General features: G+C 42.0%; 27 protein-coding genes. 17 read left to right on the top strand and 10 right to left on the bottom strand.

All coding sequences use genetic code 11. The annotated features are described in order from the left end of the window. Positions 1 to 49 precede the first annotated feature (49 nt). A complete protein-coding gene (locus NSU13_RS18830; RefSeq protein WP_342490042.1) occupies positions 50 to 1,090 on the top strand; it encodes a hypothetical protein in 1,041 nt (346 codons plus the stop codon). A 38-nt stretch (positions 1,091 to 1,128) separates the two neighbouring features. Here the strand turns inward: NSU13_RS18830 and NSU13_RS18825 are convergent, their stop codons facing one another. Both NSU13_RS18825 and NSU13_RS18820 read right to left on the bottom strand, forming a co-directional pair. Then, positions 1,129 to 1,539, bottom strand: coding sequence for a hypothetical protein (locus NSU13_RS18825; protein ID WP_034283636.1), 411 nt, complete (start codon positions 1,537 to 1,539; stop codon positions 1,129 to 1,131). A 15-nt stretch (positions 1,540 to 1,554) separates the two neighbouring features. Next, on the bottom strand, positions 1,555 to 2,874 hold the full coding sequence (locus NSU13_RS18820) for a hypothetical protein (RefSeq protein ID WP_061110352.1): 1,320 nt from the start codon (positions 2,872 to 2,874) through the stop codon (positions 1,555 to 1,557). Between the two features lie 295 nt (positions 2,875 to 3,169). Here NSU13_RS18820 and NSU13_RS18815 point away from each other — a divergent pair, with 295 nt between their 5' ends. The 10 genes from NSU13_RS18815 (at position 3,170) to wrbA (ending at position 11,080) form a co-directional block, all read left to right on the top strand. Further along, positions 3,170 to 3,376 carry a DUF951 domain-containing protein gene (locus NSU13_RS18815; RefSeq protein WP_008347561.1) on the top strand — a complete coding sequence of 69 codons (207 nt, stop codon included), beginning with the start codon at positions 3,170 to 3,172 and terminating at the stop codon, positions 3,374 to 3,376. A gap of 216 nt (positions 3,377 to 3,592) precedes the next feature. Next, entirely contained in the window at positions 3,593 to 4,693 is a 1,101-nt protein-coding gene (ychF, locus tag NSU13_RS18810) for a redox-regulated ATPase YchF (protein WP_024424059.1), read from the top strand. Between the two features lie 108 nt (positions 4,694 to 4,801). Then, positions 4,802 to 5,089 (top strand): 30S ribosomal protein S6, encoded by a 288-nt coding sequence (rpsF, locus tag NSU13_RS18805; protein ID WP_024424058.1) that lies wholly within the window; start codon positions 4,802 to 4,804, stop codon positions 5,087 to 5,089. 36 nt (positions 5,090 to 5,125) lie between these two features. After that, complete coding sequence (ssbA, locus tag NSU13_RS18800) at positions 5,126 to 5,668, top strand: single-stranded DNA-binding protein SsbA (RefSeq protein WP_007497456.1); 543 nt, start codon at positions 5,126 to 5,128, stop codon at positions 5,666 to 5,668. A 40-nt stretch (positions 5,669 to 5,708) separates the two neighbouring features. After that, positions 5,709 to 5,948: a 30S ribosomal protein S18 gene (gene rpsR / locus NSU13_RS18795; protein WP_008347556.1), complete on the top strand. Its 240-nt coding sequence runs from the start codon at positions 5,709 to 5,711 to the stop codon at positions 5,946 to 5,948. A 202-nt stretch (positions 5,949 to 6,150) separates the two neighbouring features. Beyond that, complete coding sequence (locus NSU13_RS18790) at positions 6,151 to 7,116, top strand: ABC transporter ATP-binding protein (protein ID WP_342489732.1); 966 nt, start codon at positions 6,151 to 6,153, stop codon at positions 7,114 to 7,116. Continuing rightward, entirely contained in the window at positions 7,109 to 8,626 is a 1,518-nt protein-coding gene (gene opuFB / locus NSU13_RS18785) for an osmoprotectant update ABC transporter permease/substrate-binding subunit OpuFB (RefSeq protein ID WP_034283631.1), read from the top strand. Before NSU13_RS18790 ends, opuFB begins: the two co-directional genes overlap by 8 nt. 211 nt (positions 8,627 to 8,837) lie before the next feature. Further along, positions 8,838 to 9,788, top strand: coding sequence for a ring-cleaving dioxygenase (locus tag NSU13_RS18780; protein WP_034283630.1), 951 nt, complete (start codon positions 8,838 to 8,840; stop codon positions 9,786 to 9,788). Next, on the top strand, positions 9,785 to 10,393 hold the full coding sequence (locus NSU13_RS18775; RefSeq protein ID WP_034283629.1) for an alpha/beta hydrolase: 609 nt from the start codon (positions 9,785 to 9,787) through the stop codon (positions 10,391 to 10,393). The genes NSU13_RS18780 and NSU13_RS18775 overlap by 4 nt, the downstream gene beginning before the upstream one ends. Before the next feature lie 72 nt (positions 10,394 to 10,465). Further along, positions 10,466 to 11,080 carry an NAD(P)H:quinone oxidoreductase gene (wrbA, locus tag NSU13_RS18770; protein ID WP_034283654.1) on the top strand — a complete coding sequence of 205 codons (615 nt, stop codon included), beginning with the start codon at positions 10,466 to 10,468 and terminating at the stop codon, positions 11,078 to 11,080. 49 nt (positions 11,081 to 11,129) lie between these two features. On the opposite strand, the gene katX is transcribed toward wrbA, so the two are convergent. Continuing rightward, positions 11,130 to 12,719, bottom strand: coding sequence for a catalase KatX (gene katX / locus NSU13_RS18765; RefSeq protein WP_342489731.1), 1,590 nt, complete (start codon positions 12,717 to 12,719; stop codon positions 11,130 to 11,132). A 105-nt stretch (positions 12,720 to 12,824) separates the two neighbouring features. On the opposite strand from katX, the gene NSU13_RS18760 reads away from it, so the two are divergent. The 3 genes from NSU13_RS18760 (at position 12,825) to NSU13_RS18750 (ending at position 14,985) form a co-directional block, all read left to right on the top strand. Continuing rightward, positions 12,825 to 13,484: an aspartate/glutamate racemase family protein gene (locus NSU13_RS18760; protein WP_041118448.1), complete on the top strand. Its 660-nt coding sequence runs from the start codon at positions 12,825 to 12,827 to the stop codon at positions 13,482 to 13,484. Between the two features lie 148 nt (positions 13,485 to 13,632). Then, positions 13,633 to 14,127 (top strand): RNA polymerase sigma factor, encoded by a 495-nt coding sequence (locus NSU13_RS18755; protein ID WP_034283625.1) that lies wholly within the window; start codon positions 13,633 to 13,635, stop codon positions 14,125 to 14,127. Further along, the gene (locus NSU13_RS18750) at positions 14,128 to 14,985 is read left to right on the top strand and encodes a DUF3298 and DUF4163 domain-containing protein (RefSeq protein WP_252049967.1); all 858 of its coding nucleotides are present in this window, start codon (positions 14,128 to 14,130) and stop codon (positions 14,983 to 14,985) included. Between the two features lie 54 nt (positions 14,986 to 15,039). On the opposite strand, the gene NSU13_RS18745 is transcribed toward NSU13_RS18750, so the two are convergent. Beyond that, positions 15,040 to 15,966, bottom strand: a complete 927-nt coding sequence (locus NSU13_RS18745) for a manganese-dependent inorganic pyrophosphatase (RefSeq protein ID WP_024424048.1) — start codon at positions 15,964 to 15,966, stop codon at positions 15,040 to 15,042. Positions 15,967 to 16,269: 303 nt separating this feature from the next. Between NSU13_RS18745 and NSU13_RS18740 the strand changes: the two genes are divergently transcribed. Genes NSU13_RS18740 through rplI form a run of 3 tightly spaced genes read left to right on the top strand, consistent with a single transcriptional unit; the run spans position 16,270 to position 19,664 of the window. After that, positions 16,270 to 17,208 carry a YybS family protein gene (locus tag NSU13_RS18740; protein WP_034283621.1) on the top strand — a complete coding sequence of 313 codons (939 nt, stop codon included), beginning with the start codon at positions 16,270 to 16,272 and terminating at the stop codon, positions 17,206 to 17,208. Between the two features lie 30 nt (positions 17,209 to 17,238). Then, a complete protein-coding gene (locus tag NSU13_RS18735; RefSeq protein WP_046312571.1) occupies positions 17,239 to 19,218 on the top strand; it encodes a DHH family phosphoesterase in 1,980 nt (659 codons plus the stop codon). Next, on the top strand, positions 19,215 to 19,664 hold the full coding sequence (gene rplI / locus NSU13_RS18730) for a 50S ribosomal protein L9 (protein WP_008359128.1): 450 nt from the start codon (positions 19,215 to 19,217) through the stop codon (positions 19,662 to 19,664). Before NSU13_RS18735 ends, rplI begins: the two co-directional genes overlap by 4 nt. A gap of 40 nt (positions 19,665 to 19,704) precedes the next feature. On the opposite strand, the gene NSU13_RS18725 is transcribed toward rplI, so the two are convergent. The 6 genes from NSU13_RS18725 to NSU13_RS18700 form a co-directional block, all read right to left on the bottom strand. Further along, positions 19,705 to 20,919 carry an MFS transporter gene (locus NSU13_RS18725; protein WP_034283619.1) on the bottom strand — a complete coding sequence of 405 codons (1,215 nt, stop codon included), beginning with the start codon at positions 20,917 to 20,919 and terminating at the stop codon, positions 19,705 to 19,707. Positions 20,920 to 20,941: 22 nt separating this feature from the next. Further along, entirely contained in the window at positions 20,942 to 21,088 is a 147-nt protein-coding gene (locus NSU13_RS18720) for a YycC family protein (protein WP_080943469.1), read from the bottom strand. A 72-nt stretch (positions 21,089 to 21,160) separates the two neighbouring features. Further along, positions 21,161 to 21,895 (bottom strand): alpha/beta hydrolase-fold protein, encoded by a 735-nt coding sequence (locus tag NSU13_RS18715; RefSeq protein WP_046312573.1) that lies wholly within the window; start codon positions 21,893 to 21,895, stop codon positions 21,161 to 21,163. Between the two features lie 94 nt (positions 21,896 to 21,989). Beyond that, the gene (locus NSU13_RS18710) at positions 21,990 to 22,955 is read right to left on the bottom strand and encodes an iron-hydroxamate ABC transporter substrate-binding protein (RefSeq protein ID WP_252049965.1); all 966 of its coding nucleotides are present in this window, start codon (positions 22,953 to 22,955) and stop codon (positions 21,990 to 21,992) included. Positions 22,956 to 23,053: 98 nt separating this feature from the next. Further along, on the bottom strand, positions 23,054 to 24,679 hold the full coding sequence (locus NSU13_RS18705; RefSeq protein WP_101677467.1) for a helix-turn-helix domain-containing protein: 1,626 nt from the start codon (positions 24,677 to 24,679) through the stop codon (positions 23,054 to 23,056). A 123-nt stretch (positions 24,680 to 24,802) separates the two neighbouring features. Then, positions 24,803 to 25,030: an MbtH family protein gene (locus tag NSU13_RS18700; protein ID WP_025093680.1), complete on the bottom strand. Its 228-nt coding sequence runs from the start codon at positions 25,028 to 25,030 to the stop codon at positions 24,803 to 24,805. Positions 25,031 to 25,032 lie beyond the last annotated feature (2 nt).

Here is a 25,032-nt window from a genome sequence, read left to right as displayed (position 1 = left end):
TAGTAACAGTATACGGAAACAAGCTTAATTCTATACCTATGAGGTGATGATTGTGTGGAAGGCTGGTTCAAGGTGGACGCTTTTAATTTTAGGAAGCTTAATAGGTGCGGGATATGCTTCCGGCCAGGAAATTTGGCAGTTTTTTGGCATTGATAGCGGACTAGCCATTCTACTGTTTACATTGATGTTTATGCTGTCTACCTATGTGGTGTTAAAAATCAGTTATGAGGTGCGTGCCGATCACTTTGTGCCAGTGCTGGAACGGCTTGTCGGTCCATGGCTGGCTAAGGTGTATGACGTGTTAATTGTCCTTTATTTATTCACGACAACGACGGTCATGATTGCTGGCGGCGGGGTGACGCTTGAGATGTATCATGTGCCTTTTTGGGTTGGCATCGGCGCGTTCTGTTTGTTTTCATTTATGATTTTTTTCTGGGATGTGAAAGGGCTCTTATCTGTGAATGCTTTCATTATACCAATTTTGGTGGTGGGGCTCATCTATGCGTTTGTTTTTTATTATATGAACCATGATCATATGTGGCGTATTGATTTTGGGCAGCAGTACAATTGGCCTGCCAGCATTGTTTTTGCTTCTTTGAATATATTATCTGTTGTGGCAGTGCTGTCTTCGGTTGGGAAAGAAATGAAGGGGCTGGGGGAAGCCAAAGTGGCGAGTATATTAAGCGGTCTCATCTTTGGTGTGATCTCGTATGTGTATAACGAAATACTGGTTGATATTTCTGGAAGCCTTTCAGCAGAGGGAATTCCTTTGTTTACAGTATTAGAAGGGGCGCCGATGTCTTTGTTTGTGTTTATGACCATTGTCCTTTGTCTAGCGATTTATACGACGACGGCAGCAGGTTTATTTGGATTATCCAGTCGAATGCTTTCTTTTGTACGAATGCCCCGCTGGCTGGTTGTATTGGTGATGCTTCTTTTGATGGCCCCTTTGACATCTCTTGGATTTGCTGATTTGATTGCGTTCTTGTATCCAATTTATAGTTTGTTGAATCTTTATTTGCTCGTCTGTTTAATGCTGTATCCGATTTTAAGTAAAAAGATATTTTCTCGTCCTAAAAAATTATATTGATAAAATAAAATAAGCACCTCTCTTTTTTAGAGCTGTGCTTATTTGATCTGAATTGAATCAATAGCTTCTTTGATATCATCATAGACAGGCATTTGCTTGAGACGCTGGAGGCGATCCTCTAATTCTGAAATGGCCTGTCCCTTTAAATGCTGGGAAATGTGTTGTTTGACAATGGTCGTCTGGTTTATCATGTCTTCTGTTTTAGACAATTGATATTCCAAGTGCACGCGAGTATTTGCTAATTCGTCGTGCAGCCGCATTTTGAGCAGCCGTTTTAGATCCTTTCGCTGTCCTTCTCTGCGCATGGCCTGAATGGCGGCGATTTCTTCAGGAGACTGTGTTTGTGTGTGTGGTGCCGATTGATTTTCGAATACAGACATGGAGCGGCGGGCACTCACATTTTGCAAGAAACGCTGGGCGTCACTAGGAGGCTTATTTTGATTGATCATGCGAAGACTCCTTTCTTAATGAATACCCATTTGCATCGCAAGGCGTCTATCTGCCTTGGCGTAGTCATCACCCATTGTGTACATATGTCTTGAAAGAGCAGAAAGCTCTTGTTCGTAATCCCTCAGGGTGTACAAGGCATTCAGCTGTTTTTCGTGTGAATAAAAGGAGGAATGCGACTGTTCCATCCTGACTTCGTCTACCAGTGCTTCCACATCACTATGACTTAATAAATCATAGTGGCCAAAGCCTACGAGTCCTTTAAGCTCTTGTTTTACATGATGGACGGCGTCTTTTACACTTTCATCAATTCCATCGATTTTTTCAAATACAGTGTGCACTTCATGTTCAATAATGCTTTGCAGATCATAGGATGAATTTTTTAGTAAATGGGATTTTATGATAATTTCAAGTCCGTTTTGTGCATATGCACGTCCAGAATGAATCTCTTGCAGCAGCATGGCTGTAAAACTTGTATTATGATCAAGCTGTTCATCTAAAATACGGGCGGATCCATTCGGATGGAATGAATATCCATTTGCTTTGAATTCTCCTGAAACGAGAGCTAAAAAAGCATTTGTATCAAAGGATTCGTTCCATTCTATATTCATAGATGCAAAAGCTGATTTTAAAAAGGTGTCAATTTCCCTTTTTTTGTATTTAACGGATTCTTGGACTGAGTCTTGCTGCCGTGGCGGTACGGTGTACTTGACTTGCCCAACTCCTTGATCATGGCGATTGAGTAAACCGACGTAATGACTAGGCTGAATATATTCAATCAACATGCGTGTATATTGACCTTGCTGCGCCTTTTGCTGAATCGAAGGCGACAGGCTGCTCCATATATTTGGGCTGTCAAAGGTGACGGCTTTTTTGACAGCTGGCTGTTCTGTTGCAACATAAGCACAAACAGCACCGGCAAGTGCTTGTCCAGTGAGATGGATACCTGCATTCGGATGCTTCTGACAGACTTTCTCTATGTATTCCTTCCCTTTAAAAAAGACATGGTCTTGATTGCCATCAAGGGACTTTCTTTCAATTGGATAGGCATAGTCTGTTTTGAGTAATGACTGTGCCGCGTTGTGTACATCTTGCTTAGATGTCACCGTCATTTGGTTTGGCAGTGGACAGTGAAAAGCGACGATGAATTCATCTGATTGTTCTGGCTGCATTGTTAAACCATATATTTTATGGTCGATCTTTAGAAAATCGTGGACAGTGAGTGTTTGCTGACCTATTTCTATCGTATGGTGCTGCTGGTAATTGTCGATATTTCCAGCATGATCGGATATGATTTTATATTCTTTATCAGTTAATCTATCCTTTCGATTGACCATCGTACCTGCTCCCTCACATAACATTTATGCAGATATCATAAATCAAAAAATATGGAAAAACCACCGCGTTCTACCAATAAAAACCTTTTGACCTACAGTGTTTGTGACAATATTGAAAAAAAACGGAGTTTAAGTAACTATTGGTCACAAATAAAATGATCTAAAAGAAGGGTTTTTTCTCTAAAAAAGAATAGGATGAACGATTGAAAGAGACTCTTTGTTTTGTGCATTGCCCTTCATCGCCGTTTTTTTGTACAATAGATTCAATGAAGTGAGCAAGGAGAGGTGAAGGCTGATGGCAGACAAAGCGTTTGGGTTACATGATGTTGTAGAAATGAAAAAGCCCCATCCATGTGGTGCCAATCGGTGGAAGGTCATTCGTTTGGGCATGGATATCCGTATTAAATGTGAAGGCTGCGGACACAGCGTGATGATCCCAAGAAGAGATTTTGAACGAAAAATGAAGAAAATTCTCGTCAAGCATGAGGAGCCAACTGCTTAAGTAGGCCTCATGCTTTTTTCATTAAATTTGTCTTTTCTACAGCAAAGCCAGGTGCAATTTCTCGTTTTGAAGCATTGATTTATTCTTTTTGACGATGTTTCTTCTATTGAAAATGCATGATGGTTAGCTTGTCTTTTCATGTAAACCTACTTATAATTGCTCTAGGTTCATATTACGCAGTATAACGAGCACGTTTGATATAGAGGAGATGAAAGAATGGCTTTAACAGCTGGTATTGTTGGCTTACCTAACGTCGGGAAGTCAACGCTATTTAATGCAATTACACAGGCTGGAGCGGAGTCTGCTAACTATCCGTTTTGTACCATTGATCCAAACGTCGGAATTGTAGAAGTTCCTGACGAGCGTTTACAAAAGCTAACAGAATTGGTGCAGCCGAAAAAGACAGTTCCCACTGCTTTCGAATTCACTGATATTGCGGGTATTGTCAAAGGTGCATCTAAAGGTGAAGGTTTAGGGAATAAATTCCTTTCTCATATTCGTCAAGTAGATGCGATTTGTCACGTGGTCAGAGCTTTTGCAGACGATAACATTACACACGTAGCTGGTAAGGTTGATCCTGTAGCAGATATTGAAACGATTAATCTCGAATTGATTTTGGCTGATTTAGAAACAGTTGAAAAGCGTTTAGCTCGTGTGAGTAAGCTTGCAAAACAAAAGGACAAGGAAGCAGTAGCTGAATTTGAGATTTTGTCGAAGCTAATGAACGCATTTGAAGCTGGGAAATCGGCAAGATCTGTAGAATTTACAGATGAACAGCAAAAGCTTGTGAAACAGCTTCATTTACTCACATCTAAACCAGTTCTTTATGTAGCAAATGTGAGTGAGGATGAAGTGGCGGATCATGAGGGCAACGAATATGTGCAGCAAATCCGTGAGTTTGCTTCTGGTGAAAACGCTGAAGTCATCGTCGTTTGTGCAAAGATCGAGTCTGAAATTGCAGAGCTTGAAGGAGAAGAGAAGCAAATGTTCCTTGAAGAGCTTGGTATTAATGAGTCAGGGCTTGATCAGCTAATTAGAGCATCTTATTCACTTCTAGGATTAGCTACGTATTTCACAGCAGGTGAGCAAGAGGTACGTGCTTGGACATTTAAAAAAGGAATGAAAGCGCCAGAATGTGCTGGAATCATCCACACAGACTTTGAGCGTGGATTTATTCGTGCTGAAACGGTTGCGTATGAGGATTTACTAGCTGGCGGAAGCATGTCTGCTGCTAAAGAAGCAGGAAAAGTTCGTCTAGAAGGCAAAGAATATGTAGTGAAAGATGGAGACGTCATTCATTTCCGTTTTAATGTATAGGTTCTTGTCATAGGCCAAGTGATTTGTTATAATATACAATTGTGAGTAATATAATTTATTGCTCCTTGCCCGTTTAGGGCCGCTTAGACCAAAAGGAGGTGCAATCAGATGAGAAAGTACGAAGTTATGTACATCATCCGCCCAACAGTTGACGATGAGGCTAAAAAAGCAGTTATCGAGCGTTTCAATAACGTGTTAACTTCTAACGGTGCGGAGATCACTGGAACAAAGGATTGGGGTAAACGTCGTCTTGCATACGAAATCAATGATTTCCGTGACGGTTTCTACCAAATCGTAAACGTTCAATCTGACGCTGCAGCAGTTCAAGAATTTGACCGCTTAGCTAAGATCAGTGACGATATCATTCGACACATTGTTGTTAAAGAAGAAGTATAAATCATTGAAATATATATTTAAAGGTGGTCTTTCAATATGCTAAACCGTGTTGTATTGGTCGGAAGACTAACAAAAGACCCTGAGCTTCGCTACACGCCTAATGGTGCGGCTGTAGCCACGTTTACTCTAGCTGTGAATCGTACGTTTACGAATCAATCTGGAGAGCGTGAAGCCGATTTCATTAACTGTGTTACTTGGAGAAGACAAGCCGAGAACGTGGCTAATTTCTTGAAAAAAGGAAGTCTTGCCGGTGTAGACGGTCGTTTGCAGACAAGAAACTATGAAAATCAGCAAGGACAGCGTGTCTTCGTGACAGAGGTTCAAGCTGAAAGTGTTCAATTTCTTGAGCCTAAGAGCGGCGGTGCTGGTTCAGGTGGATACAGCGGCGGTGGCAATAGCGGAGGCCAGTATTATGGCGGTAGCCAAAACGATCAGAATCCATTTGGAAATGAACCAAGTCAAAATCCATATGGCAATCAAAACAACCAAAATCGTAATCAGGGAAATAGCTTTAATGATGACCCATTTGCGAACGATGGTAAACCGATTGACATCTCCGATGATGATTTGCCATTCTAATTGATCTGAAAAAATGACTAAAGGAAAGGTGTGAAAACAAATGGCAGGTGGACGCAGAGGCGGTCGTGCGAAACGTCGTAAAGTATGTTTCTTTACTTCTAACGGTATCACGCACATCGATTACAAAGATGTTGATCTTCTTAGAAAGTTTGTTTCTGAGCGTGGTAAAATTTTACCTCGTCGTGTAACAGGAACTAGCGCTAAGTATCAACGTAAATTGACATTAGCGATTAAAAAATCACGTCAAATGGCATTACTTCCATACGTTACTGGTGAGTAAGTCGTTGACTTAAAAGCGGAGAGCCCCGAGCTCTTCGCTTTTTTTATTTTCCTCACTGTGAATCTCATCTATTTTTGCTAGAGTTGTTTTTGACAGTCAACCTAGGGGAAGTATGTAAAAGTGACAGTTTATTCTATACAAATATGAGGTTGATTTGTCATATTGGTAGTCTAGAAAATAATTGCAGTCAGGGCGTGGGAAGATGATTGAATTTAATAAGGTATCGATGCAATTTTCTGATGAGCGCTATGCCGTTCAATCAGTTGATTTGGAGATTCAGCAAGGTGAGTTTTTTGTATTGATTGGACCTAGTGGCAGCGGGAAAACGACGACATTGAAAATGATCAATCGTCTCATTTCTTCTACAGAAGGTGAGATTTACATAAAGGGTCAAAAAATAAGTGATTTTGATATGTTTGAGCTGCGCTGGGATATCGGTTATGTTCTGCAGCAAATTGCGCTTTTTCCTCATATGACCATAGAAGAAAATATTGCTGTGGTGCCAGAGCTTAAACAATGGAGCCGGAATGAGACCAATCAGCGTGTCGATGATCTCATGTTGATGGTCGGGCTTGATCCTGCTATGTATCGGCACCGAAAGCCAGCAGAGCTCTCTGGTGGACAGCAGCAGCGTGTCGGTGTGGCACGTGCACTTGCAGCTGATCCTGAGATTGTCCTGATGGATGAACCTTTTAGTGCGTTAGATCCACTAACGAGGGAGAAATTGCAGGATGATCTGCTTGATTTGCAGCGCCGCATACAAAAAACCATTGTTTTTGTGACGCATGATATGCAGGAAGCTATGAAGCTTGGTGATCGGATTTGTGTGATGAATGAAGGAAAAGTAGTGCAGATCGGACGTCCTGAGGAATTGGTTCAACATCCAGCCAATGCCTTTGTAAAGGAGTTTGTTTCAGGGGCTGCCCGCCATGTGGGACATCAAGCTTTTGAGCTGGAAACCTTGGCCCAACCGATGGCTCACGAAGCTCTTTTCCTCTATGAGGCGGTCTCAGCAGATGCCACACTGGATGAAGCCTTGTCTCTATTGGCAAAGCACGAGGAATTGGCTGTTGAAAAGAATGGAGAGCGGATTGGACTAGTGAATCGTCAAGCAGTGATTCAGTTTTTAGCTGATTCTTCTAAAGAGAGGGGCGAGTCACATGAATGATTGGACCCGTGTGTTATGGGAACGCAAAGAACAATTGGGGCACGCCTTACTTGAGCATATTCAAATTTCTTTTATTGCTTTATTTTTAGCGATTTTGATTGCCATTCCATTAGGTATCTATTTAACGAGGGTTCCAAAGCTAGCGGAATGGGTCATTGGGGTGACGGCTGTCTTGCAAACGATTCCGTCGCTTGCACTTCTTGGCTTGCTGATTCCTCTCGTGGGGATTGGGCAAGTGCCTGCGATTATTGCGCTTGTGGTCTATGCCTTACTCCCTATTTTAAGAAATACATATACAGGCATTCAGGAGGTCGATCCTTCCCTGAGAGAAGCAGCGCTTGCTATGGGGATGAATCATCGCAAACGGTTATTAAAGGTAGAGCTTCCACTTGCCATGCCAGTCATTATGGCGGGTATCCGAACCGGAATGGTTCTCATTGTGGGGACCGCCACTCTGGCAGCACTGATCGGAGCTGGGGGATTAGGAAGTTTAATTCTGCTGGGAATTGATCGAAATGATATGTCTCTTATTGTCATTGGTGCGATACCAGCTGCCTTACTCGCTCTCTTATTTGATGTGGTGCTGCGAACCTTTGAGAAAATTTCTTTTAAAAAGACTGTGATTTCTGTGGCTGTTTTTGCTCTGATTGCAGGAGCAGTTGTCGCTGCCCCCTCGCTGTTTCAGCAAGAAAAGAAAGAAATCACCATTGGCGGAAAGTTAGGATCAGAGCCTGAGATTTTGATCTCAATGTATAAGCTTTTAATTGAACAGGATACAGATATTCAAGTGAACCTGAAGCCCGGTCTTGGTAAGACGTCCTTTGTTTTCCAGGCATTACGCTCTGGTGATATTGACATTTATCCCGAGTTTACGGGTACAGCGATTTCTGAATTCCTCAAAGAAACAGCAAAAAGCACAGATAAAAGAAAAGTGTATGAGCAAGCGCGGCGTGGATTGGAATCGTCCTTTCAGCTCCGTCTTCTTGAGCCCATGGCATACAACAATACGTATGCTTTAGCCGTGCCGCAGTCACTGGCTGATCAATATGAGGTGTCCCACATTTCAGATCTAGGTAAGATCAAAAACCGTATAAAAGCTGGATTTACCTTAGAGTTTTCTGATCGTCAGGATGGGTATCGAGGCATTCAAAAAGCTTATCAATTTTCCTTTGACGATGTTGTGACGATGGAGCCGAAGCTTCGTTATCGAGCGATTCAAAAAGGAGATATCAATTTGGTCGATGCGTATTCGACAGACAGTGAATTGAGACAATACAAATTAAAGGTGCTTGATGATGATCAGCATGTTTTCCCGCCATATCAAGGAGCACCGCTGCTCAGGCAGGAGACATTAACTGAATTCCCTGAGATTGAGACCTCTCTCAATAAGCTTGCGGGTCAAATCACAGACGATGAGATGAGAGAAATGAATTATGAAGTCAATGTGAAGGAGAAGGATGCATTTCAGGTAGCGAAGGCCTATTTAAAAAAGAAAAAATTGCTGCAATAATCAAGGGAAAGCAGGGCTGTTTCATGCAAAACAGCTCTGCTTTTTTAAAAGAAAAACAAAAAACATTGACATTTATTTAAAAACATCATATCCTTAATTCGAGATAAATATATTTTTTTTGATCTAATATCTCGAATTCGAGATAATATAAAGACGTCAGTAAAGACATAATGAATAGAGGTTTCTTACTTCAATTAGGAGGGCATGAGAAGTGAAAAAAACAGAAGGAATTCACCATATTACAGCTATTGTAGGTCATCCTCAGGAGAACGTTGATTTTTATGCAGGTGTTTTAGGACTTCGTCTCGTGAAGAAGACCGTGAATTTTGATGATCCGGGCACATACCATTTATATTTTGGAAATGAAGGCGGCTCTCCAGGGACAATTATTACGTTTTTCCCTTGGCCGGGGGCACAAAAAGGTCAAATTGGTGCAGGGCAAGTGGGCGTGACGACATATGTTGTACCGACAGGCTCTTTCTCTTTCTGGAAGGATCGCCTTGAGCAGTTTGATGTCTCTTATGAAATAGTTGAACGCTTTGGTGAAGCTTTTCTCTCATTCGAAGATCCACACGGCTTATTGATTGAGCTGGTAGAACGTGCGGAAGGAAAGCAAAACGAGTGGACCTTTAATGGTGTTACACCAGATGTAGCCATTAAAGGATTTGGCGGAGCTGTTTTATTAACTTCGCAGCCGGAGCAAACGATGCAGCTGCTAGAGCAAACGATGGGACTTGAACGAGTCGGAGCAGAAGGAGACTATGTGAGATTCCGTTCGTTTGGTGAAATAGGCAATGTGATTGATGTGAACAACACACCTGTTCCACGAGGACGTATGGGTGTTGGGGTTGTGCACCATATTGCATGGAGAGCAACAGATGATCAGGACCAATTAGATTGGCAAAGACATATTGCACAAAGCGGGTATCAAGTGACACCTGTGCAAGACCGAAATTACTTCAATGCTATTTATTTTAAAGAGTTTGGCGGCATATTATTTGAGATTGCCACGGATCCTCCAGGGTTTGCACACGATGAATCAGTGGAAACAATGGGTGAAGCATTGAAACTGCCACCGCAATATGAGGCGCAGCGCGGTCAGATTGAACAAATTGTGCTTCCAATTGAAGTGAGAGAAGTTAAAGGGAAAGGAGATTCATGATGAAGCATCTTTTTCGAAAAGGAAAGAATGAACAAAGACCTGTCCTGTTATTACTGCACGGAACTGGCGGGACAGAAGAAGATTTATTGCCACTTGCAGAGATCGTAGATCCTGATGCATCTGTTCTTAGTGTGAGAGGGAATGTATTAGAAAACGGCATGCCGCGTTTTTTCAGACGTTTGGCAGAGGGTGTATTTGATGAACAGGATTTGATTGAGCGTACTGAGGAACTATATACATTTATCGGTGAAGCAGCTGATGAATATGGATTTGATCGTCACAATGTGGTAGCTATCGGATATTCCAATGGGGCAAACATTGCTGGAAGCTTGTTATTCCATTATGGGGATGCCCTAAAAGGCGCCATCCTGCATCATCCAATGGTTCCAAGACGCGGAGTTTCATTGCCTTCATTAGCAGGGAAACAAGTCTTTATAGCAGCAGGTGAAAATGACCCAATGTGCCGTCCAGAGGAATCACAGGAGCTGGAGCAATTGCTGCAGGGTGCAGGTGCATCGGTTACACTTCATTGGGAAAATCGCGGACATCAGCTAACGAGAGAAGAAGTCGATGCTGCGGCTTTATGGTATCGTCGTCAATTTTAAATAAGGTGGGGAATACAGGTGGGATTTTTACAGAAGCTTTTTGGGCAAAATAAACAAAAGGAGATGGAACAAATGGAAAACGTAAAATTAGCGATTATTTATTATAGTTCAACAGGTACAAACTATCAGATGGCGAAATGGGCTGAAGCTGGAGCAAAAGAAGCTGGCGCAGAGGTCAAAGTATTAAAGGTTGCTGAATTGGCACCAGAAGCAGTTGTCGCTTCAAATCCAGCATGGAAAGCACATTTAGACGAAACAAAGGATGTGCCAGAGGTTCAATTAAGTGATTTAGAGTGGGCAGATGCCATCATCTTTAGCATGCCGACACGTTTCGGTAACCTGCCAGCTCAAATGAAGCAGTTCTTAGATACGACAGGCGGCTTGTGGTTCCAAGGTAAATTGGCAAACAAAGCAGTGAGCGCGATGACTTCAGCTCAAAACGCAAATGGCGGACAGGAGCAGACGGTTCTCAGCCTATATACGACGATGTTCCACTGGGGAGCCATTATTGCCGCTCCTGGATACACAGATGATTCCTTATACGGTGCAGGGGGCAACCCTTATGGCGTAAGTGTCACTGTTGACCAAAATGGAAAAATCCAAGAGGATGCAGAAGCAGCTGTGAAACATCAGGCAAAACGTACAGTCAATGTAGCAGAATGGATCAAAAAAGGTCAAAACGCTTAATAGATGTAAATAAAAAGAATGCAGCCTCGCCGCTGCATTCTTTTTTTCATTAATAAGGATCTGATGGTGTGCTGTTGTTGATGGCATCGTCCACGGCTTCGGCAGCGCCTGTAGAGCCGATAGGTCCGCTTGGCTGCTCTTGTTTAAAGGCTTTTAAGCCGTCAGCGACACGCTTTCCGTAATCAGGGTCTGCTTTTGTAAAGTTTTCGATCATTTGGTCTTGAATGTCCTTTTGACATGTGGAAAGGGTGTTGACTAAGTTCTTAATCAGTTCCTCACGCTCCCAATCATTAAAACGGCGATACGTTTCTCCTGCTTGTCCAAAGTTGTTTGAGCGGTCAATGGCTTCTCGTTTGACTTCACCCTCTACAAAAGGCGTATGATCCTTTCCATCCTGTTTGGCTTCTTTTAATCCCCCGAGGATCGACGGTTCATAATTCACATGGGGATTTTGCCCTTTGCCTTGATCGACATGGTATTCCATTTGCCCGTCTCTCTGATTGGTGGCGACATGCTTTTTCGGTGCATTGATCGGTAGCTGTAAATAGTTTGGCCCTACACGATATCGCTGCGTGTCAGAGTAGGAGAAGGTACGGCCTTGAAGCAATTTATCATCTGAGAAATCCAAACCGTCTACGAGTACGCCAGTCCCAAAGGCAACCTGTTCGACTTCTGCGAAATAGTTTTCTGGATTTTTGTTTAATACCATCCGTCCAATTGGTTTCCATGGATAGTCATCCTTGTACCAAAGCTTTGTCGGGTCTAGCGGGTCAAAGTCGAGGTGAGGGTGGGCATCATCTTCCATGATCTGTGCATATACCTCCCATTCAGGATAATCTCCTTGCTCAATCGCTTCATATAAATCCTGTGTGGCATGGTTAAAATTTTCTCCCTGGATCGCTTGAGCCTGTTCTTGGGTCAGGTTGCGAATGCCTTGTTTCGGTTCAAAATGATATTTAACCAGCACGGCTTTTCCTTCATGGTTGACCCATTTGTACGCATGGACACCTGAGCCTTGCATGTGCCGGTATGTAGCTGGGATGCCCCATGGTGAAAAAAGAAATGTCACCATATGCGTCGCCTCAGGTGATTGTGAGACAAAATCAAAAATACGCTCGCCGTCCTGCCGATTCGTAACAGGATCTGGCTTAAAGGCATGAACCAAATCAGGGAACTTTAAAGCATCTCGGATAAAGAAAATCTTCAGGTTGTTCCCTACGAGATCCCAGTTGCCTTCCTCTGTATAAAATTTAATCGCAAACCCTCTCGGATCGCGTAATGTTTCTGGCGAATGACCGCCGTGAATCACAGAAGAAAAACGAACGAAAACAGGCGTCTTTTTCCCTTTTTCCTGAAATAATTTCGCTCTCGTATAGGTGGAGATGGGTTCATCACCAAATGTGCCGTAGGCTTCAAAATAACCGTGAGCTCCAGCACCGCGTGCATGAACGACACGTTCAGGGATGCGTTCACGATCAAAATGACTGATTTTCTCTAGGAAATCGTAGTTTTCAAGCGTAGTGGGTCCTCTATTCCCAACAGTTCTCATATTTTGATTGTCTGTTACGGGATGACCTTGCCGATTCGTTAACGTTTCTTCTGACTCTGAAGATGGTTTAGGCTGTTGATCTTCTTTCAATTCGAATCCCTCCTTCAATATCTCCCTAACAATATGGTCATGTTTCTCCCTATTTCATACAAGGATTGATATAATGATTGAAAACTTTCACGAGGAGCAAACCAGATGATTCGATTACACTGCCTTCACGCCCATCCGTCCAATCAGTCATATATAGAAGATGTTTTTGGTGATACAGATGTTGATTTGCATCACACAGTCGATTCATCATTTATAGAACGCGCCACTCAAGATCCTGCATTTGATCAATACAAGCAGCAAACGTATGCTATCAAAAGATTAAAGCAAGAAAGTGAAGCCGATCTCATTCTGCTCACGTGTACACAATACATTGCTGCTCTAGGTGATCAGCAGCACCTTTTCAAACAACCGATTGTTCCGATCGATGAACCGTTATTTGAGATGATTTGTGAGAAACAAGGGCCTCTTCAACTGGTGTTTTCCAACCCAGATACAGTGGAAGGGACGATGCAGCGGCTTGAATCATATGCCACAGAGCGGGGCAAACAGGTTGAAGTGGAATTGGTTGTGATGGAGGATGCCTTTCATCTCTGTCTAAACGGTGATATGCAAGCCTATGATGAACAAATCAAGGAGCAGCTGAGAAGATGTATGAAGCAAAAAGGGAAAGACATTTGTGTGATGCAGCTTTCGATGGTTCATGCGGCACAGGAGATGGAGCAGGAGACAGGCGTTCCTATCATTCATCCGCTTTCTTCACTAAAACAGTTTGTTCATCAAACAATATCCGCTTGGAAAGAGTGAACCCCTCAGGTTCGCTCTTTTTGTATAGGAACGTAAATGTGATGACATGTTAAAAAATAATCGAGCGCAAACTATTTTCAAAAGGTGCGCGTCTATCCAATGTAAGAAATAACAGATGCGCATTTAAGATAAAGGAGCTCTTTGTAAAATGAAGAAACGAAAAATAGACGATCAATTTGCGGATTACGTCATGGAACATAAACACAGTTTTTATCGGTTGTCCTATAGTTATGTCAAAAACCCAGAAGATGCTATGGATGTTGTTCAGGAGGCCATTCATAAAGCACTCAAATCTGTTCACCGATTAGAGGATGCGAGCAAAATGCATAGCTGGTTTTATAAAATCGTGGTGAACGCTGCCCTAGACTTTTTACGAAAGAAGAAACGGGTGCAGGTGACAGATGATGATACGCTTGAATTCTTATCTCAGGGCGAATCAGATGTATACGAGGATCAAGACGTCAAACGGGCTATAGAGGATTTGCCTGAGATGTATCGGGTCATCATTATATTGAGATTCTTTGAAGATTTAAAACTAGAGGACATCGCCCAGATTCTCGATGAAAATGAAAACACCATTAAAACAAGACTATATAAGGCGCTGCGGCTTTTAAAAGTAGAATTATCACAGGAGGAAATATAAATGGATAAGTATTTGGAACATTTAAAGGATGAATATTTAGAAATCCCTATTCCACCGGAATATGATGCGATGGTTGAACGAACGTTAAAAAGAAAAAATAAAAAACCTCATTTTCAGCAATGGACAATAGGACTTGTTGCGGCGGCAGCTCTTTTTGTCACAACGGTTAATGTCAGTCCACAGGCAGCAAGAGCGATTTCAGAGGTGCCTGTCATTGGCGAGCTGGTGAAAGTCGTAACGTTTACAGAATTTAAAAAGAGCGATCAAGGAACGAATATTGATCTTAAAACACCACACGTTTCAGGACTTGGGGACGGAACATTACAAGACAGCCTGAATCAAAAATATTTAGCTGAAAACAAAAAGCTGTATCAAGATTTTGAAAAGGAAACAAAGGGGTATAAAAATGGTCATTTAAGTGTTGAGAGCGGTTATGAAGTGAGAACGAACAATGATCAAATCCTTTCACTAGGCCGATACAAGGTGACGACTCAGGCTTCTGCGGCAGAGGAAATGACATATGATACGGTTGATAAGAAAAACCATGTCCTCATTACATTACCAAGCCTGTTTAAAGATGACCGTTATATTGATGTAATTAGTGAAAATATTAAAGAACAAATGAAGAAACAGATGAAAGAGGATTCAAACAAAATGTATTGGATTGGCAAGCAAGATATGGCGGAACCATTTAAGAAAATTAAGCCGGATCAAAACTTCTATATCAATTCAAAAGGAAAGCTTGTGATTTCCTTTAATGAATATGATGTGGCACCTGGCTACATGGGTGTTGTTGAATTCACGATTCCAACAAGCGTGCTAAAGGATGTTCTCGTTAGTGATACGTACATTCATTAAAAAGAAGACAGACAAAAAAGACTGCTGAACAATTCAGCAGTCTTGTCGTGTTGATTAAGAAAGTGCGTCTGTCAGCGCTGGTACGACTTGTTTCTTTCTTGATACAACACCTTTTAGTAAAGCTGTGTTGTTTTCAAGCGTGACGTTAAATGCTTTTTCTACTTTTGCTGCTTCAGCACCGAGTGCAAGAGCAAGGGAGTCATTTTCTAAAATGTCTGTGATGACTAAAACAAATAGATCAAGACCTTTTGCTGCAATGACTTCATTGATTTTCGCTTCAATGTCAGCCTGTCTTGCTGTCACTTCAGCGATATCTACTGTATTGACTTGTGCAATTTCGACTTTGCTTTTGCCTAATGCGAATTCTTTTGCATCAAGTGTAATTAATTCTTGAACCGTTTTTTGGCTTAGATCAGCGCCTGCTTTGAGCATATCTAGGCCGTAAACTTCTGGATCTACCCCTGCGATTTTTGCAAGCTCATGTGCAGCATCAATATCTTGCTGTGTGCATGTTGGGGATTTGAATAATAAGGAATCAGAAATGATCGCAGATAAAAGCAAACCAGCGATTTCTTTTTCAATCGTCACTTGGTTTTCTTTATACATTTTGTTTAAGATCGTTGCTGTACAGCCTACAGGCTCAGCACGATAGTAAAGAGGTTCACTTGTTTCAAAGTTGGCAATACGGTGGTGGTCAATGACCTCAGTTACTTGTACTTGATCAATATCGCTTACACTTTGCTGGAATTCGTTATGATCGACAAGAATGACTTGCTTTGTTTCATTTGCAGCCGTTTCAATGAAACGAGGTGCTTCTTGTTTAAAGAAATCTAATGCGTATTGTGTTTCTCCATTGATTTCTCCAAGTCTGACGGCTTCTGCCTGAACGCCGATTTTGTTTTTCAGATCAGCGTAAGCAATAGCAGAACAAATCGTGTCTGTGTCAGGATTTTTGTGTCCGAATACGAGTGTTTTTCCCATGTGAATTCTCCTTCTTACATTTATTGATGATGTTTCTATTCTAACAGCTTTTGACCTTGAATTCAGGGTTTATAGCTAAGAATAATCTAAAAAATTGTAACATGCTGTTTGAAAACTTGCATGTGCGGTTCCATATCGGTGTTCCACGTGAAACGCTCCCAGGACAGCCTGCATTTTACTTGAGATTTACCGCTATGGTAAAATAAAGGTTGGGGCAAGACATGATGGAGCTGACATCATACGTATACATAGAAGTACACATTGAGCAAGATATAGACAAAAGGATTGGATAGAGGTGAAGGTGTGAAACAAACAAAAGCGTTAGTAGAGGGCGCAATCATGATGAGTATTTTTGCGGTCATGATGCTGTTTTATTTGTATGTGCCGCTTTTATCTATTATTTTCTTTCTAGCTGCTCCGATTCCGATCATCCTCTATACAATCAGGCACGGCTTGAAAAAAGGAATTGCTGCTGGCGCTATTGGCATAGTGATCAGCTTTTTAATTGGGTCTATGGCTGGACTCATGAGTGCACCTATCTTAATTGCCGTCGGATTGGGCATGGGTGTTTTCTACAGCAGAAGGCAGCCTGGGAATGCCATCATTACAGGTGCGCTGCTTTATTTATTCAGTATTCTCATCTCCTTTGTTGTCAGTGTCCAGCTCTTTCAAATCGATATTATGAATATTGCGAAAGAGTCGATTGAGCAAATGATGCCGATGGTAGAGAGTGTTTTAAAGCAATCCGGGGCTTCTGAAAAGGACATAGCTAAACAGCTCAAACAGTTTAAAGAGATGCAGGATACGGCATTAAGTGCTTTACCTGTAGCGTTATTGATTTTGGTGACGCTGATGGCTTTTGTGAATCACTGGTTCGTGCGGCCTTTGCTCAAACGGTTTGTTTCAGACATGCCGTCCTTGAAGAAATTTAAGGATATGCGGCTGCCAAAAAGCATGGTATGGTATTATTTACTCACATTGCTTTTGATGCTGATTCAGACGGAAAAAGGCAGCTTTTTATGGCTCGTTCAAACGAGTGCGTTTCAAATTTTATTTATACTGGTGCTTATTCAGGGATTTTCTTTTCTCTTCTATTATTGCCACGAAAAAAACATCTCAAAAGCGGTACCCATTTTCGCTGTCGTGTTAACGGTTTTCTTTCCGCCAATCGGTGTGATTGTGCGAATTATAGGGATTGCTGACATAGGCTTTGATTTAAGAGAAAAAGTAAAAAACAAATAATTCACTCTGAATGTTGAGGAGTTGATATCAGTGCCAAGCTTCTATAGAAAACCTGTCATCAAGTATCCGATCTTCGCGTTAATTGTTCTTGCGGTGGTCACAGTCCTCCTCAACCTTTATTTCAATTGGATCATAGGAGCAGTTGGTCTTATCGTCCTTGCAGGTGTGCTCTACTTTTTAAAGTGGGCTGATACGCAAGTGCAGAAAGAGATTGATTCATATATTTCAACATTATCCTATCGAGTCAAAAAGGTTGGAGAAGAAGCATTAATGGAGATGCCAATTGGTATTATGCTGTTTAATGACCAGTATTATATCGAATGGACCAATCCGTTTCTCGCTTCATGCTTTCATGAAAGCACACTTGTCGGCAGATCCTTGTACGATACATTCGAGTCTATTGTGCCTCTTATTAAACAAGAAGTCGAGACCGAAAATGTGACGCTGAATGACCGGAAATTCAAAGTCATTATTAAACGGTCAGAGCGCCTTTTATATTTCTTTGATGTCACGGAACAAGTGCAGATTGAACGACAGTACGAAAATGAACGAACGGTGTTATCTTATATCTTTTTAGACAACTACGACGATGTCACGCAGGGCCTTGATGATCAAGTGCGCAGCGCGATTAATAGTGAAGTGACGTCTTTGCTCAACAATTGGGCACAAGAATACGGTATTTTCCTGAAGAGAATTTCGTCTGAACGATTTATGGCGGTTCTAAATGAGAGCATTTTAGCTGAGCTTGAAGCGTCAAAATTCTCCATTTTAGACGAGGTCCGTGAGAAAACAGGGGCACATAGTGCGACGCTTACTCTGAGTATCGGGATCGGTGCGTCCGTTCCTTCCTTGAAAGAGCTTGGAGCACTTGCCCAGTCGAGTCTTGACCTTGCCCTCGGACGAGGCGGGGATCAGGTCGCCATTAAACAGCCGAATGGAAAAGTGAAATTCTACGGTGGAAAAACGAATCCAATGGAGAAACGGACACGCGTACGCGCACGGGTCATTTCTCATGCTTTAAAAGAAATTGTATCTGAAAGCGGTAATGTCATGATCATGGGGCATAAGTTCCCAGACATGGACTCGATCGGTGCATCCATTGGGATTTTAAAGGTCGCCCAGGCCAATGGAAAAGAAGGCTATATTGTCATTGATGCCAATCAGATTGGCGACAGTGTTCAACGCTTAATTAGTGAAATTAAAAATTATGAAGAGCTTTGGTCACGTTTTATCACCCCAGAGGAAGCAATGGAGCTTGCAAAGGATGACACATTGCTTGTCGTCGTGGATACACATAAACCGTCTCTCGTTATGGAAGAACGGCTGCTGAATAAGATTGAAAATGTCGTGGTCATTGACCATCATAGACGCGGCGAGGAATTTATCCGTGATCCTTTACTTGTTTATATGGAGCCGTATGCTTCATCTACAGCAGAGCTTGTGACAGAGCTTTTAGAATATCAGCCGAAGAAATTACGGATTAACATGATTGAGGCGACTGCGCTTCTGGCTGGGATCATCGTTGATACGAAGAGTTTCTCCCTGAGAACGGGGTCAAGAACGTTCGATGCAGCATCCTACCTTCGTGCAAAGGGAGCAGATCCTGTCCTTGTGCAAAAGTTCTTAAAAGAAACCGTCGATCATTACATCAAACGAGCAAAACTCATTCAGCATACAGAACTGTATCAAAATCAGGTGGCCATTGCTTCATTGCCATCTGACAGGTCGGAGTATTATGATCAAATTACGATTGCCCAGACAGCGGATTCCCTGTTGTCAATGAGTGAGGTAGAAGCGTCATTTGCTGTCGCTAGACGAGATGACGACACAGTATGTATTAGTGCTAGATCATTAGGGGATATCAACGTTCAAATTATTATGGAAGCATTAGACGGCGGCGGTCATTTGACTAACGCTGCTACCCAGATTTATGGTATAACCATTGAAGAAGCGGTAGGGAAATTAAAGGCTGCCATTGACGAATATTTCGAAGGAGGGGTTCAAAGATGAAAGTCATCTTTCTAAAAGACGTAAAAGGCAAAGGAAAAAAAGGCGAAGTCAAGAATGTAGCTGACGGATACGCGCACAACTTTCTCATCAAACAAGGGTTAGCTGTTGAAGCAACTCCAACGAACCTAAGCGCATTGGAAGGGCAGAAAAACAAAGAGAAAAAGAATGCCATCCAAGAGCTTGAACAAGCAAAACAATTAAAAGAAACACTTGAGGCGTTAACAGTGGAACTCACTGCAAAATCAGGTGAAGGCGGCCGTTTGTTTGGCTCGATTACAAGCAAACAAATCGCTGATAAATTGCAAAAAGATCATCAAATTAAACTCGATAAGCGTAAAATCGAGCTGAATGACGCCATCCGTGCATTAGGTTACACAAATGTACCGGTGAAGCTTCATCCAGAGGTACAAGCAACGTTAAAGGTACATGTGACAGAGCAGGCATAAGTAGAAAAGAACCCGTCTCACGAGGAGGCGGGTTCTTTTTTTATGAAGGATCTGAAATATAGACACTGCGTCCAGCACGCATACCGGATAAAAACATGAAAAATAGGATGATGATAAAGATGATAATCGCTGGTGTCCATGTATGTGTGGAATCAAAAAGGATACCAATCATGAACGGCCCAACAGCAGCTAATAAATAACCGAGAGACTGCGCCATTCCAGAGAGGGCAGCTGCTTGTTCCATATTGGTTGTACGTAAACCGATAAATGTGAGGGCAAGACTGATACTGGCCCCTTGTCCAATGCCGATCAATAGAACAGAGATGACAAGGATAGGCGTCGATCCTCCGAGGAGAAGTCCAATCATGCCGAGTAAATACACAAGGACAAGGCCAGCGACAAGCGGTCTTTGCGTTTTTAATTTTTCTGCAAAAACGGGCGTTAAGAAGGTGGATGGCAGCCCAACAAACTGCATAATGGACAGCATCCAGCCAGCTGTAGACAGGTTCATTCCATGGGATGTTAAGATATCAGGAAACCATGCGATGCTGCTATAGAAAAGGAATGACTGCAACCCCATAAAAAAGGTCACCTGCCATGCAACACGTGAACGCCATATTGGCTGCTCTGTAAGAGAAATACTTTTGACGGCCGCTGTATTCTGATGAAGAAGCTGCGGCGCCCAAACCATCATGGCGAGAAGGGCAAGTCCAGCCCATACAAGGAATGATGTATTCCAGCCGCCAGGCATCGTATGACTGAGCGGAACACTGACACCTGATGCAAGTGCAGCGAAGACGGACATTGAAGTTGTATATACACTTGTCATCAAGCCTGCATGTGCAGGAAATTTATGCTTCACAAGCCCCGGTAAGAGCACATTACAAATCGCAATTCCAACGCCGACCAGCGCTGTTCCAATCATTAAGAAGGTGATGGAGCCAAACGAGCGAATCACAATCCCAAAGAGAAGGACGGCAAGTCCAAGCCAGAGGGTTCGTTCATTGCCAAGTCGTTTTCCGATTTTAGGTGCAATTGGAGAAAGCAATGCGAATGAGAGCAGTGGTAATGTCGTAAGAAAACCCGCCAGTCCATTTGAAAGCTGTAAATCGGAACGAATCGCGCCGATAACAGGGCCAACGGATGTAATGGCAGGCCGAAGATTAAATGCAATAAGCAAAATCCCAGCAATCAGCAGGATGGTTTGTCCTGTACTGCGAGGATGTAATGTTGATTTTTCTAGTTGTTGTTCCATGAATGTAAACTCCTTTATTTCTTTAAGAAGAACGTTCTTTCTTCTGTTCAAGCTCCGCTAATTTAGCTAATAAGATATGCTGCGGCATATGCATGATTTGTTCTAACGGTACATTGAGTGATGCAGCAAGCTTTTGTGCGGTATCGGCTGAGATTTGTAAAGGTCTCATGCGCAAATCCCTCCTCTTTCAATCTATACGTTCCAATATATCATATCGGCTTTGTGCCATGCTGATAAAAAATTAGCGTTCTCTTTGATAAAACCACTTTAGGGCCGATAAGAAATTATTTTGAAATTGTTTCAGATGATGGCCCTCCCCTTGTTCGATGTGATATTGCAGCTGCCTTTCTTGCATCCCTTTCTGTAATAAAAGGTCATGCAGTTGTTTGTTGAATAAAGGCATGTGCTGTTGAGCAGATGTTTTGCCTTTCCCTTCTTCACTGCCTACAGACAAATAAATAAAGTGATCCACACACTGAATGCTTTGTTGTTTAGCAAACGGTAGAAAATCTTGATACCAAAATGACCCGGAGATCGATGCGATGTTTTTAAAAAGATCAGGGTGCATGAATAAAGTATAAATAGCAAACAGCCCGCCTAATGAAGCACCTACGTGGCTATGTTCATGACAGGTCTCTTGAACTGGATATTCTCTTTTGATATATGGGAGTAAGTCATTCGCTAAAAATGACACATACGTCTGTGCCTCACCTTTAAAGTCAGGAAACCCAGATCGCAGTGATGACGCCTTCCATGGTGTATATTCGTCAAGTCGATTGAATGGGTGTATGCCGACAATGATGATTGGCGAGATGGTTTTGGTTTCGATCATTCTTTCGATCTCTAGCAGGTGTGTTCTAAACAAAGAAGAGCCATCTTGTACAAAGACAGCTGGAACATCAATAGAGGTGTCCTGTGGAAGGTAAATATCAAGCTGACGCCCATTAAACTCATCATATAGAAACGTTCCGTTCATGTGTATCCTCTCCTAAAGGTTTTCAACTGCGTTGAAAAGAAGACAAAGGGCTAAACAATTTAGCCCTTTGTCAAAAATCTGATTACGCATCTGTTTAGTTGTTTTGATCTAACCATTTGACAGCCTTATCAAGGAAGGTTGTTTTGCTTAGTGCTGTTCCTCCTTGAAGCATAGGATCAACGGCATTTTCATTGATGTGCCCATTTTTCACAGCTTTTAGGCTTGTCCAAATTTTATTTTTCTCTAAGTCCTTCAATGCATTTGGATTCGATGAGTTTTCCTCTTTAGAGAACTGAACAAAAATATAGTCAGGATTGAGTTCGCCTAGGCGCTCCAATGAAATCAATGCTTGTGCTTTGGCTTTTTTGATATCACTTGGTGCTGTAAATCCTAAGTCCCCATATAAGGTAGAGTTGAAGTATACGTCTTCAGGGTAAACGTACAGGTCGCCCTGTCTAATGCGCAAAATGACAGCTGTTTTGTTGCTGCTTTTGTCTTTCAGGGTTTCTTTCGCTTGTTTGAGATCTTTCTGATAATCAGAAATGATGTTTTTCGCTTCTTTACTTTTTCCAGTCAGTTCACCGAGTAATAATAGATTGCTTTCCCAGTCAGAAGAGACATGGGATACTGGGATCGTCGTTTGGACTTTATCCAATTTTTTTATTGTTGCAGGCGGGAACTTGGTTGATCCGAGTATCACATCTGGTTTTAGTTTTAGGATTTTTTCCAGGTTCGGTTCTGTTTTTTCACCGATACCTTCTGTTTTCGCTGTAATGTCTTTAAATAATTCAGGGAATGTGCCGCCTACAGTAGAAGCACCAATAGGCTCGATACCAAGTAATTTTGAATCTTCCATTGATTCAAGGCTTCCAGCAATGACAATTCGTTTCACTGGTGTTTTGAGTTTGTACGTTTGATCTAAGTAGTTGATATTTGTTTCTGCTGTTTCAGCTGACTTGCTTTTGGTCGTGTTTGAAGCAGGTTTATTTTCTGCAGCACCACAGGCTGCTGCGGTGATCGTCATGATACAAAGGATAAGCAATGCGAACCATTTTTTCATTTGTTTTCTCCTTTAACTGATAATTGTTCTCAATTAAAGATTGTAGTAGTCTTTTGTCCTTTTATCCATAGACAATGATCTGTCAAATGATGGACTTTTTACGGAAAAAAAGATAAAAGGTCCTGAATGACCCGTTGATGACTGGCTGCTGTGTATTCACGCCAAGGGTCAGAAGTGAGCGGATAGACGGCTTGCTGCGTCACAGCCTTGAGATTTTGCCAAGACTCCTGCTGCTTTAACTTTTGATAAAAAGCAATCGTTTTTGGCTCCTTATGCAGGAAGAGGAAGATGGCGTCTGGATCTAGCTGTTGTATAGAGCGAATGCTGATTTTCTTTTCTATTAGCTGGCCGTCATTCTGAAAAGCTGGCAGAAGGCCAATGTCTTGAAAAATTACTTCTGACATGGTGCGATTCACAGACAAATAGAGCTGATCTTGAAAGATACGAAGAGGCAGGACGGTTTTTGGTGGATGATCAAAAAGGCATGCCTTTTTCGCTTGATTGACGAGTTCCTCGTAATGAATCAGCCATTCTTCTGCTTCGTTCGCTTCGTTTAGGAACGTAGCTGTTTGTTTGAATTGAGTGCGCCAATCTAATTGTGTGAATGGAACAAAGTGAACAGGACAGATGGTTTTTAACACTTGTTTTTCTTCCTCTGTCACATGATCATTGGCAATGATCAGCTCAGGTTTTGTTTCCTTTAATAGCTGTAAATTGGCTTCAGCGTGCTCGTTGATCCGGTGTGCACTCAGGTGAATCGGAATTTCTTCTGCATGATGCTCAAAATCATGTGCTGTCCACTTAGGGTGAAGAGGGGCAGCATATGGGATGATATGAATGGGTGTGAGCTGGCCGAGTATGGAATGGCCATAGGCTGCAATTTTCCGCTGACGGCTTTTCATATAAGTTGAAGGGGTTATGCCCGTTTTTTTCTTAAAGATGCGGCTGAAGTAATACGGATCTTGATAGCCGATTTCCAGTGCAATGTCTTTGAGCTTTGCGTTGCCTTTTGCCATTAATTGTTTGGCTCTAGCCATCCTTTTTTTGGTGATATAATCACTGACACTCACATCAAAATGCTTTTTAAATAGCTCGCTGTAATGATTGGCGCTGATGCCAGCCATATGAGATAGACTTGTCAGGCTGAGGGGTTCTTCGGAATGTTGATCGATATATTGTTTTGTTTTGAAAAGGGCATGTGCCGTGTCACAAATATCTTCTTTATGCAGTGTGAAAAGCTGCATAATGAGCTGCTGAAAAAGAGTTTGGCTTCTAAAAAAGCTAATGGATTCAGGTCTTTGCCATTCCTCTGTCATATCGGACAATAAAGAATGAATATGTTCAATCGAGCTAATATCGATAAATTGCCATTTATTCAGTAAAGAACGGGCATGTTCCGTTGATACTTCTCCTATGTTTTGATTTTGCAGCGTGTAGAGCTGAAAGCGAAACAGATAGAGCTCGTGTTTTTGATAAGGCTCTGTTTTTAACATAAATGTTTCCCCAGGCATGATTGTATAGAGTGTCAGATGTTTCAATCGCCATTTTTGATCGTTCAATGTGAGTAAACCGCTGCCGCTTATGCTGAAGAGGAGGCAGAATGTATCTGATAGCTGCTGCTCTGTATGTGGAAGCTCTGCATTATTTATTTTTTCAGTATATGTTAATCGGTAGATGAATTGTTCGGCATTTGCCAATGTACGTAATTGATTGTTGTTTCCCATAAAACCACCTGATCTCTTATTGATTGATAAACATTCTCAATTAAATTGTAGCAGAAAGAGCTGAAAGATGGTGATGTTTATTCTGTCAAAAAAGCACCCTGATGGAGATCAGGGTGCGGTGATTTATTCCGTTTTTCCATGTGCTAGCGCAGGTTCTTTTGTTAAGCTTAATGGCCGCAAGTCCTGCCAGTGTGTCTGGATATAATCGATGCAGGCATTTCTAGTGTCTTCACCAAAGACCTTTTCCCATCCATCTGGCACTGGTGCAAATGATGGCCAAAGTGAATGCTGTCCTTGTTCATTGACCAGCACAAGAAATACACCGTCTTCACGATCAAAGGGATTTGTCATTT

Origin of the sequence: Bacillus sp. FSL M8-0049 (genome assembly GCF_038593355.1) — a bacterium.
Lineage (GTDB): Bacteria > Bacillota > Bacilli > Bacillales > Bacillaceae > Bacillus > Bacillus safensis.
Note: the sequence above shows the minus strand (reverse complement) of the source record. Positions and strands in the feature narration are given on the sequence as shown.

Excerpts from the sequence above, each read along its gene's own strand:
- NSU13_RS18825 (WP_034283636.1), bottom strand. The coding sequence starts at position 1,539 with ATGATCAATCAAAATAAGCCTCCTAGTGACGCCCAGCGTTTCTTGCAA.
- NSU13_RS18820 (WP_061110352.1), bottom strand. The coding sequence starts at position 2,874 with ATGGTCAATCGAAAGGATAGATTAACTGATAAAGAATATAAAATCATA.
- NSU13_RS18815 (WP_008347561.1), top strand. The coding sequence starts at position 3,170 with ATGGCAGACAAAGCGTTTGGGTTACATGATGTTGTAGAAATGAAAAAG.
- ychF (WP_024424059.1), top strand. The coding sequence starts at position 3,593 with ATGGCTTTAACAGCTGGTATTGTTGGCTTACCTAACGTCGGGAAGTCA.
- rpsF (WP_024424058.1), top strand. The coding sequence starts at position 4,802 with ATGAGAAAGTACGAAGTTATGTACATCATCCGCCCAACAGTTGACGAT.
- ssbA (WP_007497456.1), top strand. The coding sequence starts at position 5,126 with ATGCTAAACCGTGTTGTATTGGTCGGAAGACTAACAAAAGACCCTGAG.
- rpsR (WP_008347556.1), top strand. The coding sequence starts at position 5,709 with ATGGCAGGTGGACGCAGAGGCGGTCGTGCGAAACGTCGTAAAGTATGT.
- NSU13_RS18790 (WP_342489732.1), top strand. The coding sequence starts at position 6,151 with ATGATTGAATTTAATAAGGTATCGATGCAATTTTCTGATGAGCGCTAT.
- opuFB (WP_034283631.1), top strand. The coding sequence starts at position 7,109 with ATGAATGATTGGACCCGTGTGTTATGGGAACGCAAAGAACAATTGGGG.
- NSU13_RS18775 (WP_034283629.1), top strand. The coding sequence starts at position 9,785 with ATGATGAAGCATCTTTTTCGAAAAGGAAAGAATGAACAAAGACCTGTC.
- wrbA (WP_034283654.1), top strand. The coding sequence starts at position 10,466 with ATGGAAAACGTAAAATTAGCGATTATTTATTATAGTTCAACAGGTACA.
- NSU13_RS18760 (WP_041118448.1), top strand. The coding sequence starts at position 12,825 with ATGATTCGATTACACTGCCTTCACGCCCATCCGTCCAATCAGTCATAT.
- NSU13_RS18755 (WP_034283625.1), top strand. The coding sequence starts at position 13,633 with ATGAAGAAACGAAAAATAGACGATCAATTTGCGGATTACGTCATGGAA.
- NSU13_RS18750 (WP_252049967.1), top strand. The coding sequence starts at position 14,128 with ATGGATAAGTATTTGGAACATTTAAAGGATGAATATTTAGAAATCCCT.
- NSU13_RS18745 (WP_024424048.1), bottom strand. The coding sequence starts at position 15,966 with ATGGGAAAAACACTCGTATTCGGACACAAAAATCCTGACACAGACACG.
- rplI (WP_008359128.1), top strand. The coding sequence starts at position 19,215 with ATGAAAGTCATCTTTCTAAAAGACGTAAAAGGCAAAGGAAAAAAAGGC.
- NSU13_RS18725 (WP_034283619.1), bottom strand. The coding sequence starts at position 20,919 with ATGGAACAACAACTAGAAAAATCAACATTACATCCTCGCAGTACAGGA.
- NSU13_RS18720 (WP_080943469.1), bottom strand. The coding sequence starts at position 21,088 with ATGAGACCTTTACAAATCTCAGCCGATACCGCACAAAAGCTTGCTGCA.
- NSU13_RS18715 (WP_046312573.1), bottom strand. The coding sequence starts at position 21,895 with ATGAACGGAACGTTTCTATATGATGAGTTTAATGGGCGTCAGCTTGAT.
- NSU13_RS18710 (WP_252049965.1), bottom strand. The coding sequence starts at position 22,955 with ATGAAAAAATGGTTCGCATTGCTTATCCTTTGTATCATGACGATCACC.
- NSU13_RS18705 (WP_101677467.1), bottom strand. The coding sequence starts at position 24,679 with ATGGGAAACAACAATCAATTACGTACATTGGCAAATGCCGAACAATTC.
- NSU13_RS18700 (WP_025093680.1), bottom strand. The coding sequence starts at position 25,030 with ATGACAAATCCCTTTGATCGTGAAGACGGTGTATTTCTTGTGCTGGTC.